The 16153-nt window shown below is 59.9% G+C and carries 18 protein-coding genes and 1 tRNA gene; 6 read left to right on the forward strand and 13 right to left on the reverse strand.

The annotated features are described in order from the left end of the window. Positions 1-73: 73 nt before the first annotated feature. The gene (locus tag VIL88_RS10825; RefSeq protein WP_331988624.1) at positions 74-1858 is read left to right on the forward strand and encodes a hypothetical protein; all 1785 of its coding nucleotides are present in this window, start codon (positions 74-76) and stop codon (positions 1856-1858) included. Positions 1859-1868: 10 nt separating this feature from the next. On the opposite strand, the gene VIL88_RS10830 is transcribed toward VIL88_RS10825, so the two are convergent. The 3 genes from VIL88_RS10830 to VIL88_RS10840 form a co-directional block, all read right to left on the reverse strand. Next, entirely contained in the window at positions 1869-2234 is a 366-nt protein-coding gene (locus tag VIL88_RS10830) for an MmcQ/YjbR family DNA-binding protein (RefSeq protein WP_331988626.1), read from the reverse strand. A gap of 71 nt (positions 2235-2305) precedes the next feature. Then, the gene (gene msrA, locus VIL88_RS10835) at positions 2306-2962 is read right to left on the reverse strand and encodes a peptide-methionine (S)-S-oxide reductase MsrA (RefSeq protein WP_331988628.1); all 657 of its coding nucleotides are present in this window, start codon (positions 2960-2962) and stop codon (positions 2306-2308) included. Between the two features lie 52 nt (positions 2963-3014). Then, complete coding sequence (locus tag VIL88_RS10840; protein ID WP_331988630.1) at positions 3015-3338, reverse strand: hypothetical protein; 324 nt, start codon at positions 3336-3338, stop codon at positions 3015-3017. Between the two features lie 242 nt (positions 3339-3580). On the opposite strand from VIL88_RS10840, the gene VIL88_RS10845 reads away from it, so the two are divergent. Beyond that, positions 3581-3670, forward strand: a tRNA-Ser gene (locus tag VIL88_RS10845). Positions 3671-4564: 894 nt separating this feature from the next. On the opposite strand, the gene VIL88_RS18120 is transcribed toward VIL88_RS10845, so the two are convergent. Then, entirely contained in the window at positions 4565-4951 is a 387-nt protein-coding gene (locus VIL88_RS18120) for an ester cyclase (RefSeq protein WP_414650128.1), read from the reverse strand. A gap of 183 nt (positions 4952-5134) precedes the next feature. Then, positions 5135-5746, reverse strand: coding sequence for a TetR/AcrR family transcriptional regulator (locus VIL88_RS10850; protein ID WP_331988632.1), 612 nt, complete (start codon positions 5744-5746; stop codon positions 5135-5137). A 120-nt stretch (positions 5747-5866) separates the two neighbouring features. On the opposite strand from VIL88_RS10850, the gene VIL88_RS10855 reads away from it, so the two are divergent. Then, positions 5867-6724 carry an intradiol ring-cleavage dioxygenase gene (locus VIL88_RS10855; protein WP_331988634.1) on the forward strand — a complete coding sequence of 286 codons (858 nt, stop codon included), beginning with the start codon at positions 5867-5869 and terminating at the stop codon, positions 6722-6724. An 86-nt stretch (positions 6725-6810) separates the two neighbouring features. Here the strand turns inward: VIL88_RS10855 and VIL88_RS10860 are convergent, their stop codons facing one another. From VIL88_RS10860 to VIL88_RS10890, 7 genes are all read right to left on the reverse strand, one after another. Next, positions 6811-7656, reverse strand: a complete 846-nt coding sequence (locus VIL88_RS10860; RefSeq protein WP_331988636.1) for an SDR family oxidoreductase — start codon at positions 7654-7656, stop codon at positions 6811-6813. A 123-nt stretch (positions 7657-7779) separates the two neighbouring features. Then, the gene (locus tag VIL88_RS10865; RefSeq protein WP_331988638.1) at positions 7780-8604 is read right to left on the reverse strand and encodes a class III extradiol ring-cleavage dioxygenase; all 825 of its coding nucleotides are present in this window, start codon (positions 8602-8604) and stop codon (positions 7780-7782) included. A 17-nt stretch (positions 8605-8621) separates the two neighbouring features. Next, complete coding sequence (locus tag VIL88_RS10870) at positions 8622-9545, reverse strand: alpha/beta hydrolase (protein ID WP_331988640.1); 924 nt, start codon at positions 9543-9545, stop codon at positions 8622-8624. Positions 9546-9610: 65 nt separating this feature from the next. Beyond that, positions 9611-10036, reverse strand: coding sequence for a DoxX family protein (locus VIL88_RS10875; protein ID WP_331988642.1), 426 nt, complete (start codon positions 10034-10036; stop codon positions 9611-9613). Between the two features lie 74 nt (positions 10037-10110). After that, positions 10111-10686, reverse strand: a complete 576-nt coding sequence (locus tag VIL88_RS10880) for an NADPH-dependent F420 reductase (protein ID WP_331988644.1) — start codon at positions 10684-10686, stop codon at positions 10111-10113. A gap of 28 nt (positions 10687-10714) precedes the next feature. Beyond that, the gene (locus VIL88_RS10885; protein ID WP_331988646.1) at positions 10715-11230 is read right to left on the reverse strand and encodes a VOC family protein; all 516 of its coding nucleotides are present in this window, start codon (positions 11228-11230) and stop codon (positions 10715-10717) included. Positions 11231-11240: 10 nt separating this feature from the next. Beyond that, complete coding sequence (locus VIL88_RS10890; RefSeq protein ID WP_331988647.1) at positions 11241-11609, reverse strand: hypothetical protein; 369 nt, start codon at positions 11607-11609, stop codon at positions 11241-11243. Between the two features lie 126 nt (positions 11610-11735). Between VIL88_RS10890 and VIL88_RS10895 the strand changes: the two genes are divergently transcribed. Beyond that, a complete protein-coding gene (locus VIL88_RS10895) occupies positions 11736-12719 on the forward strand; it encodes a LysR family transcriptional regulator (RefSeq protein WP_331988648.1) in 984 nt (327 codons plus the stop codon). 129 nt (positions 12720-12848) lie between these two features. On the opposite strand, the gene VIL88_RS10900 is transcribed toward VIL88_RS10895, so the two are convergent. Continuing rightward, positions 12849-13895 carry a GGDEF domain-containing protein gene (locus VIL88_RS10900; RefSeq protein ID WP_331988680.1) on the reverse strand — a complete coding sequence of 349 codons (1047 nt, stop codon included), beginning with the start codon at positions 13893-13895 and terminating at the stop codon, positions 12849-12851. Between the two features lie 647 nt (positions 13896-14542). Between VIL88_RS10900 and VIL88_RS10905 the strand changes: the two genes are divergently transcribed. After that, entirely contained in the window at positions 14543-15481 is a 939-nt protein-coding gene (locus tag VIL88_RS10905; protein ID WP_331988649.1) for an NADP-dependent oxidoreductase, read from the forward strand. A gap of 27 nt (positions 15482-15508) precedes the next feature. After that, entirely contained in the window at positions 15509-16138 is a 630-nt protein-coding gene (locus tag VIL88_RS10910) for a TetR/AcrR family transcriptional regulator (protein ID WP_331988650.1), read from the forward strand. The last annotated feature ends 15 nt before the right edge of the window (positions 16139-16153 follow it).

Consider the following 16153-nt stretch of genomic DNA (forward strand, 5'->3'; position numbering starts at 1 on the left):
CTGAGGTGTCGCTCAAACCTCATCTTAACGCGCCCGGGCCATGGTGCGACCCAGCGCAACCAAGGACCATGAAGTGCCCGCCCTCGCCCGCCGTTCCGGTCCTAACCTCAACCGCGTTGCAGCGATCTTTGCGGTTGCCGTCGTTACCATCGTCACGCGCAGCGTCATGGGGCAGGGGAGCCGGCCCTTCTTTGGCGATACCGATGATGCCATGCGCATGGTCATGGTGCGCGACTTCATCTCAGGCCAGAACTGGTTTGATCTGAGCGCCCATCGCCTCAACACGCCCTGGGGTGCCGAACTGCACTGGTCGCGGCTGGTTGACCTGCCGGTCGGCGCCATTGTCTTGCTGTTTACCCCGCTGCTGAGCGAAACCGGCGCCATGACGGCTGCCGGCTATGTCTGGCCCATGCTGCTCCTGGCGCTGCTGCTCTGGGTCAGCGCTGCCTTGGCCAATCGCCTCGTCGGTCCTGAAGGCGTCTTGCCGGCGGTGGTCCTGCCCGTCCTCAATCCCGCCATCGTAGCGGAATTCACCCCCGGCCGCGTCGACCACCACAATGTCATCATTCTCCTCACGCTGACGCTGCTTTGGACCACGGTAGAGGCGCTACAACGCCCGCGCTTCGCCATTCTCGCGGGCATCATCGCTGCCACGGCCCTGGCAATCGCCACCGAGTCGCTGCCGCCGGTCGCCGCCGCCATTTTGGTCATGGGCCTCCTCTGGGTGATCGATCCGGCCCGTGCCGGCGCAATGCGCGGCTTCGGCCTTGCCTTGGGCACAGCGTCGCTGCTGCATCTGGCGCTGTTCCGCCCACCCGCGCGTTGGCTCGAGGCCGCCTGCGATGTTCTCTCTCCCTTCTATGTCGGCATTGCCCTGGTCGTGGCCGTGGTCTTCACCCTCGCCAGCACGCTGCCGCTTGCCAAGGCCTGGCAACGGCTGGGTCTCCTTGCCGTGCTGGGTTTTATGGGGCTCGCTCTGATGCTCCGGCTTTATCCCGAGTGCCTCGGCGGTCCCTATGGCGAACTCGACCCGTGGCTGCAGCAGAACTGGATTGGGGGCATCTTCGAAGCGCGCCCCTGGCTCGTGACGCTGAACGAACTGCCCGGCTATGCCGTTGCCGTCGGCATTCCAGTGCTGGTCGCGCTCATCACTGTCGGCGTCCGCCTCTGGCGCGTGCGGGACGATCGTGAAGGCTGGGCCGTGCTGCTGGTCTTCCTTCTCCTGACCTCCGTCGTCATGCTGGTGCAGGTGCGCGGCGCCCGCCTGGCCGTCATGCCTGCCACGCCCGCCGCCGCCTGGCTCATCGTCTCCGCTCGCCGGCGCTATCTCAGCCGCCCCCGATGGCCACAGATCCTCGCCCTCGTTTCGAGCTGGCTGGTCTTCGCAGGCGTCGTCCTCTCCCTCCTCGTTAGCCTCATAGTCGAGCGCTTCCCCAGCCATGCCCAATATGTCGCGCAGGTGCAGGGTGACAAGGACCAGTGTCTCCTGCCATCAGCCTTTGCCGACCTTGCCGCCCTGCCACCGGAGCGGATCATGTCGCCAATCGACTTGGGAGCGCATCTCTTGCTTGAAACCCCGCATGAAGTGGTCTCCGCGCCCTATCACCGCAATGAGCGCGGCGTGCGCGACACCTTCCGTTTCTTCAACGACCCCATCGACACGGCGCGGCAAATCCTCAGCGAGCGCGGCATTGGCCTCGTCGTCATCTGCCCTGCCATGCCGGAAGTCCAGGGGCTTCCCAGCCAGACCGCCGACAGCTTCGCGACGCTCCGCCGCGAGGGGCGGCTGCCCGACTGGCTCAGCAATGTCAGCCTCCCCGGCAGCCCATTCGAGGTCTACGCCGTCCTCCCGCAGTGATAGCGATGCGCTAAAGCCCCAATTGGCTCCGCAGGCGCCGGCTGAGCTTGCCCGCCACCAGCCGGTGCGCCTCGCGCAAATAGGCCTTGACCTCTTCACCGCTGAGCGGGCTTTCGGCGGATATGGCCACCCACCCGGGGCGGGCGAAATAGGGCGCCGGTCTGATGCCCGGCAACTCGGTCAGGAGCTCATAGGCCATGTCCGACACCTTGAGCCAGACCTCGCCGGGGTCGCGGTCGAGCAGCGCAAAGATCTTGCCACCCACCTTGGCAACCGAATCATCGCGCCATTGCCGCACCAGCGTCGCCTGCGGCAGCGACAAAACGAAAGCCTCGAAGCCCGCACGCCGCATGACGGGTGGATAGGTGACGCTCATCATGGCCTCACAAGAAAACGCCGGCCCGAAGAACCGGACCGGCGTTCATTATCTGCTAGGGAGCTCGCTTGCTATTCCGCAGCGACGCCGACGCCGATCGGGCAACTGACGCCCGTACCCTGCAGCCCGCAATAGCCGCGCGGATTCTTGGCCAGGTACTGCTGGTGATAGGTTTCGGCAAAGAAGAACTCGCCGGCCGGCGCGATTTCCGTCGTGATTTCTCCGAGGCCACGCTGGCGCAAGGCTGCCTGGTAGCTGTCACGGCTCCGCTGCGCGATCGCCAGTTGTTCGCCTGTGGTCGTATAGATGGCCGAGCGATACTGCGTGCCCACGTCATTGCCCTGCCGCATTCCTTCGGTCGGGTTATGCTCTTCCCAGAAGGTCTTGAGCAGCGTCTCGAGGCTGATCCGGCGCGGATCGAAGACCACCTTGACCGCTTCGGTATGCCCCGTCTGGCCCGAGCATACTTCCTCGTAGGTCGGGTTGGGCGTCGAGCCGCCCTGGTAGCCCACGGCAGTGACGATGACGCCCGGCAACTGCCAGAACAGGCGTTCCGCACCCCAGAAGCAACCAAGGCCGAGATAGATCGTCTCGCTGCCCTCGGGATAGGGGCCCTTGAGGCTCTGCCCATTCACGAAATGCTCGCTGGCAACGCTCATCGGCGTCGCGCGGCCGGGCAGGGCCTGTTCGGCGGTGGGAATGGTTGTTGGCTTGGATTTGAAGAACATGTCGTATCTTCCTTTCGACCACCTATTCGTGCCCGAGGGCGCGGCGGTTACATCAGATCTGGTCGGCGCGCAGATAGCGCTCGCGGCGCGGCGTGCGTCCCGCCAGCGCCAGGACGATGCCGAGCACGCCGAAGACGGAAAAGGCTGGATATTGCAGCACGGCCTTGAGGGCGGCATCCAGCAGCTGGGCAAAGAACCGGCTCTCGAAAAACGCCTCCACGCCCTGGAGGCTGGGCGGGTGCACCGAGGTCCAGAGGTCGGCCAGGCTGGTAAACACCACCGCATTGGCGCCCAGCGATTTCGTGCCGTCCACAACAAGCAGGACCAGCGCCAGGCCGATCAGCCAGGTGCCGGCAATTCTCAAGATCAGCCGCATTCCCATTCCCTGTGCTCCTCGGAACAAGTCGGGATCAAGCCGGCCGTTCCCCTCGCGCACGGCTTCTTTTGTCGCATGTGTCCGCCCTGCCTCACAAGGGCGTAACACGGCCGCCAAAAACATTCGTCATCAGCGTGTCGTGATCCCTTGCGCCCGAAGCGATGATAAGTATATTGCGCCTCGCTCGCGCCCGGCTCACCAGCCGGCTCCTCCGGTGCTTCCAGCCGGAGTTTAGGCGATGCGGAGAGATGGCCGAGTGGTCGAAGGCGCACGCCTGGAAAGTGTGTAGGCGGGGAACCGTCTCAAGGGTTCGAATCCCTTTCTCTCCGCCACCTTATTCAGCATGACCATTGATTTTGCTTCGAAACAGATGTGTCGATAGGGCTGGTGTGTGCTTTAGTGTGCACTTCAACTGTTGGGTCAATGGACACACTCCCAACATGCGGATGTGAAGATGCTCACCTAAGCTGCGGTTTGGAGCGAATTCGCATCTTGCTGGTGTTCGGGCTAGTCCGGCCAGAATGGCTTCGCGGAAGCAGGCTCACGGAGTGTGAAGGCAGCAATTTGAACCGCCCATTGGACTCACTGTGGCGTTCAGGATTGGCAGTTTCACCGACAGCGAAGGTATTATAAACCGCCGATAGTAGATCTAAGGGCGCCGGCTGTTGCCGAGCAAACCGCAACGATCTAAATTCACTTAAGCGGAGGCGCTTTCCAAGCCGACTTCCACAAAGCTATGCTTTGCGAGCCTGCCGGGTACACCGACCCCCGGGCCTCCGCTTACCTATCCTCGACGCGGCACGATTGTGGGTGATGCCCATGTGCTACGTACACAAATGTTGACCCACAGGTGTGTTCCTAGTCGCTACTCAGGCAGGAAACTGGGCTTGGGATTGATCTATCTTGTTTGGGGCCGTAGCGGTCAGGCAGCTTTAGGCGATGGCGTTCGGAAGCAGACACCGCCACCTTTGGACCCGCCAACCACTTTGGGGCCGGGAGCGGACTGGCAGCTTTCACGCGGCGACTACGGGATAGCTGCCGTTGAGCGGGGATACGACAGAGGCAGATGTCGATTCCATTCCGGTCATTTGGGGGCGTCGTCAGCGGCCCCAAAAGCTGTCGTATAGAAGGCGCGAGAAGCCCTGCCTAAGATGACTTAGATACAGGTACAAACCGATGAACCACTCAAGCACCGGTGTGTCCGACGGCACGGGTGAGATCCGTCACTATGCAGATAACAGTTGGTTGCGGACAGTGGTGTGAAGGTCACCCCAGCATTCAGCTTCCTTCCCATGTGCAAAGCGGTATTGAACGAGCTCTTGTATCCGAATCTTGCGCCCAGTCGGAGGTAATCCTCGGAAGGTGCCCGTGTGAGTTCCGTCGCCCCAAAGGCGCGCAGCCAACCAGGCGCCCTCCAGGACAATGTGCTGCAAGCTCCATCGATAGTCGGAGAACGCAGAGACAACCTCGTGACATCCTGCGATGTGGTTCGCCAGCCCTTCGGTTGAACCGCCAACATTCTCAGCCACGAACTCCCCCAGTTCATCGAACCAGTGTTGATTACAGCGGTCGAGATACCGTCGGTATAGAGCCATCTGGTGTTGTCGGTCCATCGAACGTCCATCTTCTTTCAGGTCGCAGGGTTCCCTAAGGCGGGAGGGAGCTACTCGGCCTTACGTCGCGCTTGGTTCGACTCCCGGCGCTAGAACAGGGCACAGCCCGTGCCAGCCTGACTATGGATGGACTTGCACACATATCTGGTTGCTAGCAGTCGAACAGCCCAGAGGGGTCGGCCACTAAGATAGCAGCAGTCGCTTCAGCATGCCCAGGTAGTTAGAGGGAAATTCAGCTGCGCTTGATCGTGACCCTGGAATGATCGACGACATAACCGTGGTGCCCAGCAGAGGGCTCACCAGAAAACTTGGATCATATTCTCTCGCTGCGGGTCGAAATTCACCGCGTTCACACCCTCGGTCGATCACCATACGGAGAATGGCAAAGACCGGTTCCGCGAAGTTTCTTTCGTATGTCTCGAGCAGGCCCCGGAAGGTGTTAGCTTCGGAAAGCAGGAAGCGGACAATTTGGTGCGAGTAGCGGTCCTCGATGGTCATCTGGCAAATATCGGTTACAAACTGCTCTAAAACACCCAGCGCAGAAACGTCATCCAATGCCTGCTCGTACACGCTAATGTCGACAACAGGCTGGGAAAGCTCCGTTACCATCGTCTCGAACAGGTGCTCTTTGTCCTTGTAGTAGACATAGATCGTGCCCTTGGTGACGCCGACCCGGGCGGCCACGTCTTCGAGGCGTGTTGCGGCATAACCCCGCAGAACAAACTCCTCGAATGCAGCCTCAAGGATCTCTCTTGGTCTCGCCTCCTTCTGGAGCGCCCTTACGCCTTTGCTCATTTTTCCCTCACATGCCACTGACCATCTCTGCCGTCCATCGCCACGGCAGATCAAGCTCACATTTCCATTGACTGACCAGTCAGTCAATGTATCTATCGGGTTGCTGCGGGTATCTAGCTCATGCGCCAGATCCCTACCGTCCTTTCAGATTTGCAAAACGGAACTCGCCTTATGGTCCTAAACACCAGCTCCAACGCGCCAGAAGAACAAGAAGAAGCACCGAACGAATTTGTTATTCATCGCCGAACTGCACTGATCGGGCTGCTAGGTACAATCCTCACGCCCGTCAGCGGCCTCCTTTCTCCGGCTTTTGCAGCCACGGTCGAGGAATCTGCACGGATTGGCGATGTCTTGGAGAATATCCCGGACATGTGCCGTGTTACGACGGCCACCATCGAGGGGCCTTACTACATCGACAAGGAAATCGTACGGTCAGACATCCGCGACGATCAGCCCGGCGTGCCGTTGGAAATCGAACTGCGGCTGGTCAACGCAAATGCGGGCTGCGGCCCGATCGCAGGGGCGGCAATTTCCATCTGGCACTGCAACGCTGATGGTGAATACAGCGGCTATCTGGGCAATGATCCGAGCCAGTTCCCCGATGTGGGCGCTGCCGATGCTACGGGCCACGTTCAACAGCAGGGCCCCGAGCGGTTTCTGCGCGGCGTTCAGACCACAGACGCGGACGGCAAGGTCAGGTTCCGCACCATCGTGCCCGGTTGGTATACGCCTCGTGCGGTGCACATCCACGTTCGTGCATTCCTGAGCGAAAGCGACATGATCACCACGCAGCTGTATTTTCCGCAGGCAGTAATCAACACGGTGCACTCGACGCAGGACCCCTACAAGGCACGCGGCGTCTCTATTTACACCAACGAGAACGACATCCTGATCAATCCTCAGGAGATCATGAAGGTCACGGTCAACGAGGACGGTTCGCTCCTTGCGACCATGACCTTGGGTGCCGGCAACGTCTGATGCAAAGCTAGGGGCCGGTGTTCATCCACCGGCCCCTTCTCTGTCTACCTCCGCATCGAGCGGAAAGGTCCGTTACGTGCTGAGCGCTACTTGAGCGCCCGAGCCACGCTCTCAGCAAGCGGTGTTGTTCCCCTGCCAATCAGAGCCGAGAGCTGGCGACTGTCATCAAAGAGGGCACCATTTGCAGCTGCCACATCGCATCCCGCCAGCATCGAGGCAAATGCTTCAGGGATGCCGAAGTTGATAAGCGCTGCCGCGTAGTCAGACTCTGGCATATCCTTGTACGGGATCTCGCGACCGGTCTGCCGGGAGATCTCGGCAGCGAGGTCCGCCAGGGTCCAACCTTCATCTCCGGCCAATTCGTACCGCTTTCCGTCGTGCCCGGAGCTGGTCACCACTACGGCAGCAGCTTCTGCATAGTCCTCACGGGTCGCTCCGGAAATTTTGCCATCGCGGGCACTTCCAATCACTGCTCCTGCCGATACTGCACCAGGGATCGAAGCCGCGTAATTTTCGGTATACCAGCCGTTGCGCAGGACTGCGTGTGGAATGCCAGATGCATCCAGCAGGGCCTCCGTCGCCCTATGCTCTTCACCAATGCCGAGCGGCGTCGTGTCAGCATGCAGCAGACTTGTATAGGCGATAAACTTCACGCCCGCAGCCTTGGCGGCCTCTACGACATTCTTGTGCTGGAGGACGCGCTGACCAACCTCGCTTGACGAGATAAACAGCAGCGTGTCCACACCGGCCAAGGCTTGGACCAGGATGTCCGGCTTGGTGTAATCGGCCTGGCGGACGGCAACTCCGAGGTCCGCTGCCTTGTCAGGGGTGCGTGCCAAGGCGATGATGTCGTCTGCCCCAACGCGCTCTTTGAGCTTCTCTATCGCAAGCCGACCGAGTTGGCCTGTGGCTCCTGTAACGGCGATCTTCATCTTGTTTCCTTGTTGTTGAGGTGAGAGGAGCCATTCCCCTGGCGTAGAGCAGGGGAATGGAAGCAGGGTCCAAGTGCAGTTTAGGCGGCTATACCGGACGGCAAGACACTAACTGCAAGCGCCTTAGGCGGCGGTGGGCACGTCTCCGAAACGGAAGCTGGACGCGGTGATACCGCCGAACAGATCGCTCTGGTGGTAGACGGCTGCCCCAGGTTCGCCTTCCGAGGCACCGACCACCACCATGAGCGGGATGAGATGATCTTCCTCCGGATGGGCGGCCCGAGCCATGGGCGCCTGTTCCCAGTCGACGAGCTTTGCGGTCCGCTCCTCAGGCTGGGCGGAGATCAGGGTCTCATGAAGCCAGGCATCGAAAATGCGCGAGGGCTCAACCGCTGAAGTGCCCCGCATTTCCCGCATATTGTGGTAGCTGAGACCGCTGCCGATAATGAGCACGCCCTCGTCACGCAGCGGAGCGAGCAAACGCCCCAGCTTCAAATGGAGTTCGGGGTCGTAGCTGCGGTCGATGGAAAGCTGAACCAGCGGAATATCCTCTTCTGGATAGAGAGGCTTCATCATGCTGAACGTGCCGTGGTCATAACCCCGCTCTGGATCAAGCCGAGCCGGAATGCCACCTTCTTGCAGCAGCTTCCGGACGCGCTCGGCCAATTCTGGCGAGCCGGGCGCCTTGTACTTGATCTCGTAGGTGTGCGGCGGAAAGCCGGAATAGTCGTAGACCATGCCGGGCTGCTCGCCGGAGGAGATGGCGAAGCCGTTCTCCTCCCAGTGGCCCGAGATGACGAGCACGGCACGTGGCACTTCGCCAAGCTCGCGGCGGATGTCCTTGAGCGACTGCTCGAGCTGGTTGAAGGCCTGCCGGAACGGGCCATCGAGATAGGGCCAGGGACCGCCACCGTGGCTAAGGAAGTATGTGGGAAGACGTGTGGTCATTTGATTGTCCAATTCTGTTAGGCCGGGCTCTTGCCCAGGGCGGCAATCAGGTGCGCCGTCGTTTTCTTTACGACGTCGGGAAGCACCTTCGGCGCGACTTCCGTATTCACCTCGAAGTCGTGGTCAGCACCGGGCACGCAGACGTAGTCGACCTGGTTGCCCAAACCTTTGATCTTGGCCACGAAGCGTTCGATGTGGGGGCGCAGCGAGTCATGTTCCGCTCCAAAGATGAGGAGCGGCGGCAATGAAGCCAGTTCCTCGCCGGCCAGACCCGGCGAGGCCAACGTTTCGGTGCGCCGTGCAGCGTCAGGGAAATAGGACTGCAGCAGCCGAGCCATACCCGGGCCCACGAACGGCTTAGGAATATCGGAAACGTAGCTCTCCGGTGCCGGCGTGACGTCGACTGCAGGCACAAAAAGTACACCCGTATGCACATGCGGGCCGCCCTTTTCGCGAGCTTGCTCAAGCACACCCAAAGCCAGGTTGCCGCCTGCACTGGTGCCGCTGATGGTGATGCGCCCGCTGTCCCAGCCTTGCTCAGCGCCCGACGCTGCCACCCATCGAAGAACGTCGAAGCATTCTTCGTGAGCGTGCGGATAGTGCACCTTGGGAGCGCGTGAGTAGTCGACGTTCACCACCACAGCACCGACTTCGCCAGCTATGGCTTTGACCAGATGGTCATCCTGATGGGGAGCGCCGATCAGGAAAGCACCGCCGTGGATGTTGATGTGGACCGGAGACTTCCGCCCGGCTGCGAGTGGCGCACCTTCCGCCGGCCGCCAGATGAAGCACTTTATGCGGCCATGTCGTGTCGGCACGTCCACGGCTTCTGGCCTACCGACCGTACGGCTGGTGAATGATAGCTCGGGCGCTTTGATGAGAGCGGTGGCGACATTGGAAAATAGCCAGGCCTTAATACCGATAACGAGGTCTTCAAACATGGCAAGCGTCTCCGATCTTCAAAGAAGCCGCACCCCTCGCGGGGTGCGGAGCGGCGCGAATTCGATCAGCTGCGTGGAGCGATCGGGGCCTTCTTGGTACGGCCCCAGATCACGAAGATCGAGAGGGCAAGCAGCAGCAGGTTGACCGGCAGGGTCATGGCCGTTTCGCCACGCGAGGCATGCAGGACGATGGCTGCCACCTGAACGATAGAGAGACCAATCGCAGCGGCGGGGGTCAGACGCGGAAGGATGCGGGTGACGGAAGGAAGGATCAGGCCGACTGCACCAAGGATTTCTGCCAGGCCGACGAAGCGGATGAACATTTCCGGCATGGTCGGAACGTAGGTCATCATCGCGCCAAGTGCGTCGATGGGCGTGAACAGCTTGGTGGCGCCAGCGGCGAGGTAGGCCAGAGCGAGCAGGATCTGGGCGACCCACAGGCCGATATTGATCCAATTGCGCTTCGGCGCGGACAAGGTTTCGGTGGTCATTTTATAGTCTCCGTGCGCCTCAGCGCTTGAATGGTGAAGGACAGGGCGGCGGTGTGCCGCCCTGAGGAGGATCGTTAGCGAACCAGCTTGAAGCCGATGTTGGGGCCATGGCCGAACATGAAGCCGAGCTGGATCTGGAGGAATGCCATTGGCTCAAGCAGGCGGGCGTTGGCGAGCGGCCCGGCGTCGACCGCATCGAGACCATTGCCCTTCGCAAGTTCGATCACGGTGTTCTTGGCTTCGGTGTCGTCGCCAGCAATGAACGCGGTGAGCTGCGTGCCGGTGTTCTGCCCGGTCTCCATGGCGCTGGAGAACACAGTGTTGAAGCCCTTCACCACCTTGGCGTTCGGAAGCTTCTTCTGCAGTTCTTCGGCGCCGCTGGTGGTGTGGCCAAGAGCCAGCTTAAAGTCAGGGGTAAGGGCATTGGTTACGTCAACCACGACCTTGCCGTCTGCAGCATTGCCGATGGTCGCGGCAACCTGTTCGAGAGCACCGAAGGGCACGGCAAGAACGATCACTTCGCCCGAAGCGGCTAGTTCCTTGATGCGGGCCTGGTCATTGCCAACGGTGGAAACCGTGTGACCGGCCTTCTCGAAGCCACGGGCCAGGGCGCTGCCGACATTGCCGTCGCCGATAACAGAAATACGCATTTTGAAGTCTCCGTATGAAAGTTGAGTGTTAGACGAGTTCGGGTTCGTACTTGGCGATAAGGGCGCGGACGTCCAATCGCTTCTGCAGTCGCATCAGATCTTCCACGGTCTTGGTTGGGTCGAAGATCGGGCCCCAGTAGGAGGGGTCACGGTCCCATGCCAGCTCGATGCCGATGCCGTCCGGGTCGTCGAGGTAGACCGCTTCATGGGTATAGTGGTCGGAAGCGCCCGTGATCGGCCAACCAGCATCAACGACACGCTTGATTGTCTTGGCGAGGCCTTCCTCGGTCGGGAAGTTCAGGGCGAAGTGGTAAAGACCGGGCCGGCGAACGCCGTCGTTCTTCATCCCCTTGGTGCCCCAGGTGTTGAGGCCGATGTGGTGGTGATAGCCATCCACGCTGAGGAAGGCACCTTCATCGCCCATGAAGCGGACGAGATTGAAACCAAGGATGTCGCGGTAGAAGGTGACGGAGCGCTGCAGGTCCGTGACGTGGAGATGGACATGGCCCAGGCGCGTGCCGTTCGGCGCAATCTGATCGGTCATATCGATCCCCTTACTTCTGCTCGTTAATGCCGTAGACGAGCCCGTCCGGTGCCCGGAAGTGCCGGAAGGCATACTTCAGCTCAGGGAAGCGATTGATCTCGCCGAGCAGCTCGTTGCCGGCGGCTGCAAGTTCCTTGGATGCCGCTTCGACGTCATCGACACGCCAGCCGTAGGCCAGGTTACCGTTGTAGCCGTAGGGAGGAACGGTCGCTGGCGTGTAGATCTCGTACATGCTGCCATTGGGCATGCTGAGCGCGATCATCTGGTCCATCTCCATGAAAATGGTGAGACCGAGCGTGTTGATGGCAAAATCGCGCTGGGCAGCGAACTTTTCCGGCGGGACGACGACAGCGTGCCAGGTAATGCCTTCGACCTTCATGATGCTTTTCCTTGTTGCGGGTGCGGCAACCGCTCCCTGTTGACGAGGAAGATATGCGGCGCCTCGGTTGCAACACAGGGATAAAGAGTAGAAGGTCTTGATCGGATTTTTTGATGGAGTTCTGGATTGGACCACATCGGTGAGGGCGTCACGCTCGACCAGCTCGACATCTTCGTGGCTGTGGTGGACCAAGGCAGCTTCTCTGCCGCTGCCCGGGCGATGAAGCGGGCACAATCGGCAATTACCTATGGTGTGCAGGGACTGGAGTTGCAGATCGGGACGGAGTTGTTCGACCGGTCAACCTATCGGCCGACGCTTACGGCTGCTGGGGTCGCGCTCCTGCCTCGCGCACGAAGAGTTCTTGAGGCGGCAGCGACGTTCCGGAAGCAGGCGACGAACTTCCTCGTGGGTATTGAAACGCGTTTACCTATCGTTGTGGACGTCTATGTCCCTCACGCGTTGATCGTCGACGCGCTCAAAGCCTTTCGCGACATGTTTCCTCTGGTCGACATTTCGGTCATGCGCCAAACGATGGAGGCGACCCTCCGTTCACTTCGGGAAGGGACAGCTGCATTGGGGGTCATTGTCGATCCGCCTGGGCTCTCTACACTTGATGATCTCGAACGCCAGGTGTGCGGCGAAGTGCACGGAGTGCCCGTGGCGGCGCCCGAGCACCCGCTCGCCCAGCTGAATGGACCGATCACCGAGGAGCAGCTTAGGGACCACATGCAGGTTTTGCTCTCGTCGGATCCAGGTGCAACGGGCACCAACGATCTTGGTGCTCACAGCATCAATCGGTGGAGGGTGAACGATCTCGAACTGCGCTACAGGATGATCCGAGAAGGTCTTGGCTGGGGCTCGATGCCTGCGCACATGGTTGAAGCAGACATCGAAAAAGGAACTCTTGTTGTGCTGCCGCTGGACCAGAGTGACCCGGCCAACCTGGTACGAAGGGTTCCCCTGAGTGCCGCACATCTCAAGACCAAGCCATTGGGACCTGCCGGTCGGTGGCTGGTGTCCCAGATTTCGAAAGCCGACCGCCTGGAGACACCGCACCTGGATCGGGGAGAGAGAGGCTCAGCTCTATCTAGCAAAATAGATCGCGAATGAGACCAAGTTGCGTGTCATGGCTGCTACTACTGCTCGGCATTCAGGAAAAGCATCAGTGGCCTATCCAGCCTCAGATTGCGTTGCTCCCGCCGGTTCAGTGATGTGGCTGATCGCAGTAGGGCCGCAGGGCTAGCGAATGGCTGCAACGACCCGATTCCGGCCTGTCTTCTTCGCTTCGTAAAGCGCTGCGTCGGCTGCGGCAGTGAGATCTTCAAGCGCGGTGTAGCTTAGGTCGTCAGTCACAGCTATCCCGATGCTTATCGTCAGATTATGCGTCACAGTGGACCGCTGATTTGACAAACGCAGCGCCTCAACGTTTTGACGAATACGCTCTGCAATCTTCTCGGCTTCCTCGGTAGCTACATCGGTCAGAACGACGATGAACTCCTCGCCGCCATAGCGGGCAACAAGGTCCAGTTCTGATCTGACGCTTTGCTTTAGGGCTTTGGCCACTTCGATCAGAGCGCGGTCACCAGCACCGTGGCCGCATGTGTCGTTCAGTGCTTTGAAATGATCGATATCGCACATCAGCACGGCTAAACGGCTTATGGGGCGACCCTTGCCATGGAGTAGTCTGCCGATGACCTCTTCCATGTGCCGCCTGTTCGCCAAGCCCGTAAGCGGATCCGTTCGAGCGAGTTCGTCAAGTAGGGCGTTCGACCGAGCAAGTTCCTCCAAGGTGCGGGCGTTGCGCAGCTCAAGCAGAAACGAACGTTGAGCCAGGATCGTCATTGTTCTGCGAGCCACCACCATAGAGATCACTCCGCTTGCAAAGAACAGAAACGCTGAGATAACCGCAGGTGTGCTCACGACGGGAATGGACAGCTGGAACATCAGATAAAAGATCAATCCAAACGCCGAGATGGTTTGAGATACCCATGCGGGAACGTTGAAAATGATGATCGCCGCGACTGCTACAAACAGCATGATGCTGAGGTAGCGCTCCTGGAACTCTCCACCTGCCGACACTCCCATCAGTGACACTGACAAGAGGATGACCAAGATGCCCAAAGCGAGGGATCCATTCAGTAGCGCTGTGGAACGTCGTGCCGACCAGGCAAGGTAAACGACACCTGCTGCAGGTGGGATCATAAGAGCGGGCAACAGCATGCCATACGAGACCTGCTTCGGGAGGAGCAACAGGTTCGCACTCATGGCGAGCGCGTCCAACAACACCACCCAAACCATCCAGGAACGTACGATTTTTGAGGTTTGCTTGAACGACCGCTGGTGAAATGCTTCCGCAAGTACACCACGTAGCTTGATGTCTCGAGTACGCCCTTTGAGAAGACGTTCGACCTCACCTATAGCCTCAGGGTTCAAGGACCTTAGAGTAAGGCCTATCTCGTTGGGAGCCTCGCCCATAGTCAAATCACCGGCGCCTTCGGTGCGGCAGCTCCAAGAGAAGTCGCTGGAAACCTGGGTTAAGCATTGTGCCACAACGGCTACATTGAGGCCTAGTTGCGCCTGCCGATATCGAAGGCGAATAAGTTGCTAACAGGTTGTGAAATTCTTCAGTCTGTACGCGTGAGCCTCCCGAGCGGTCCGCTGCCCAAACGTTGAAAGCAGTTCGGCTGCTTCTGGTCCCCATGAACAGCCAGGACAAAAGGGTCTGACACCCATGCAATCACAGCCATTTGCGGAGAGTGACTTTGGTGCCAAGGCCGTCATTCGTCTTCTTGCTCGGTCTGTGGCCGGCGCTTTTCAAGCCGCGTGTCTCCCGAGTGAATATTCTTTGCAACCGCCCCTAACCTCGCCGTCCGTCGTCAAGCTTGCGCATTTCACTTGTTTAGCATACAAGCAAGTATAAGGAGTAGCCCAACATGCAAGCGATCATCGTAAAAGAGTTTGGTTCGGCCGATCAGCTGTCCCTTGGGGCAATACCTGACCTCGTGCCCGGTGAAGGTGAAGTTGTGATCCAGGTGGAGGCAGCTGGGGTAGGTCTTGTAGACGTTTTGCAGCGACAGGGTTTCTTAGGCGTATCAGCGCCTGGATACATCCCGGGGGTAGAGGTTGCCGGCCGCGTGATGGCTGTTGGTCCAAGCGTAGACGAGCACCTGAAAGGGCAACGGGTATTTGCCATGGGGCAAGGCGGCTATGCCCAGCAGTTTCTCGCCAATGCCAAAGAGCTTGTCCCGCTTCCGGAGCAGGTGTCTTCGGAGACGGCAGTGAGTCTGGGGGTAAACGCTCTAGTAGCCAGCTTCAGTATCACGCGAGCCAGACTTGAGGCCGGTGAACGCCTGCTGGTGCGAGGTGCCAGCGGCGGGATCGGCGCCATGGTGGCTCAATTGGCTGTGCGAAGAGGTGCGGTGGTCACCGCCGTGACAAGCCCGGGGATGGCTGACAGCGTTGCGGCCTTGGGTGTGCAGCACGTGGTTCGTCGCGGCACCGACTCGCAGCCTAAAGGTCCCTTCGATGTGATAATTGACCCCGTGGCGGGCGAGGCCACGTTGGCTTTCATTGAGACGCTTGCCTTCAACGGACGTTATATTGTGAACGGCGCAGCTGCCGGTTTTCCTCCTGCTGCCATCAGCCAGGTTCTGCTGCAGGGCTTTACCAAATCACCAACCTATTCGCTCCTGAGCCTGGACTCTGTGCCGCAGGAGGAGAAGCTTGCGGAGGTGACAGCGCTGTTTGCTCAAGCAGCTCGCGGTGAGCTCAAAGCGCCCATTGCACAGATCTTGCCGTTGCGTGAGGCGGCTGAGGCTCACAGGATGCTCGAGGCAGGTGGATTTTTTGGTAAGGTGGTCCTCAAGCCATAAGCGCAACACGGAACTAGCGAGCACACGATGACAGAGAGCCAGACGCGGCGGACCCAGGAGGAACGTCGGGAGGAATCCGAACAGCGCATGCTGGCCGCTGGTGTGCGTCTGGTGGCTCAGCTCGGACCCGAAAAACTAACGCTGACCGATGTCGGCAAGATCGCGGGCTACAGCCGCGGACTGCCCGCGCACCATTTTGGTTCGCGGGAAAACTACCTCAAGGCGCTCGCCTCCTACGTGGCGATCGAGTTCGACAAGACGCTTCAGGAAGTTGATCAAGTGTCTGGGCTGGAGGCGGTGCTTGAGATCACGCGCGCGGTGCTGGACCAGCTCAGAGCAGACCCCACACGTGGTCTTGCAACACACATCGTCCTGGCCGACCCCAAGCGTGATCGTGCCCTGTCGGGAGACATCGCAGAGTTGCGAGATAAAACCCTGGCGCTTCTGTCCCACCACATTGCTGAAGGTATCAAGTCGGGCGAAATTCGGTCCACTGTCGAGCCAGACTATGCCTGCCTGCTTATCGCAGCCGGTATTTGCGGGCTGATCGATAGTCTTCTAGCCGACGTTGGGTTCAACATCGCTGCGGCGGGGGAGCAACTGCTTGAGCTGATCCAGCATGCGCTTTCAGCAAATCTCACAGGAAGTAAGCCCTAAGTCGCAAGAGTTGCC

This window comes from Devosia sp. (assembly GCF_036563435.1).
GTDB lineage: Bacteria > Pseudomonadota > Alphaproteobacteria > Rhizobiales > Devosiaceae > Devosia.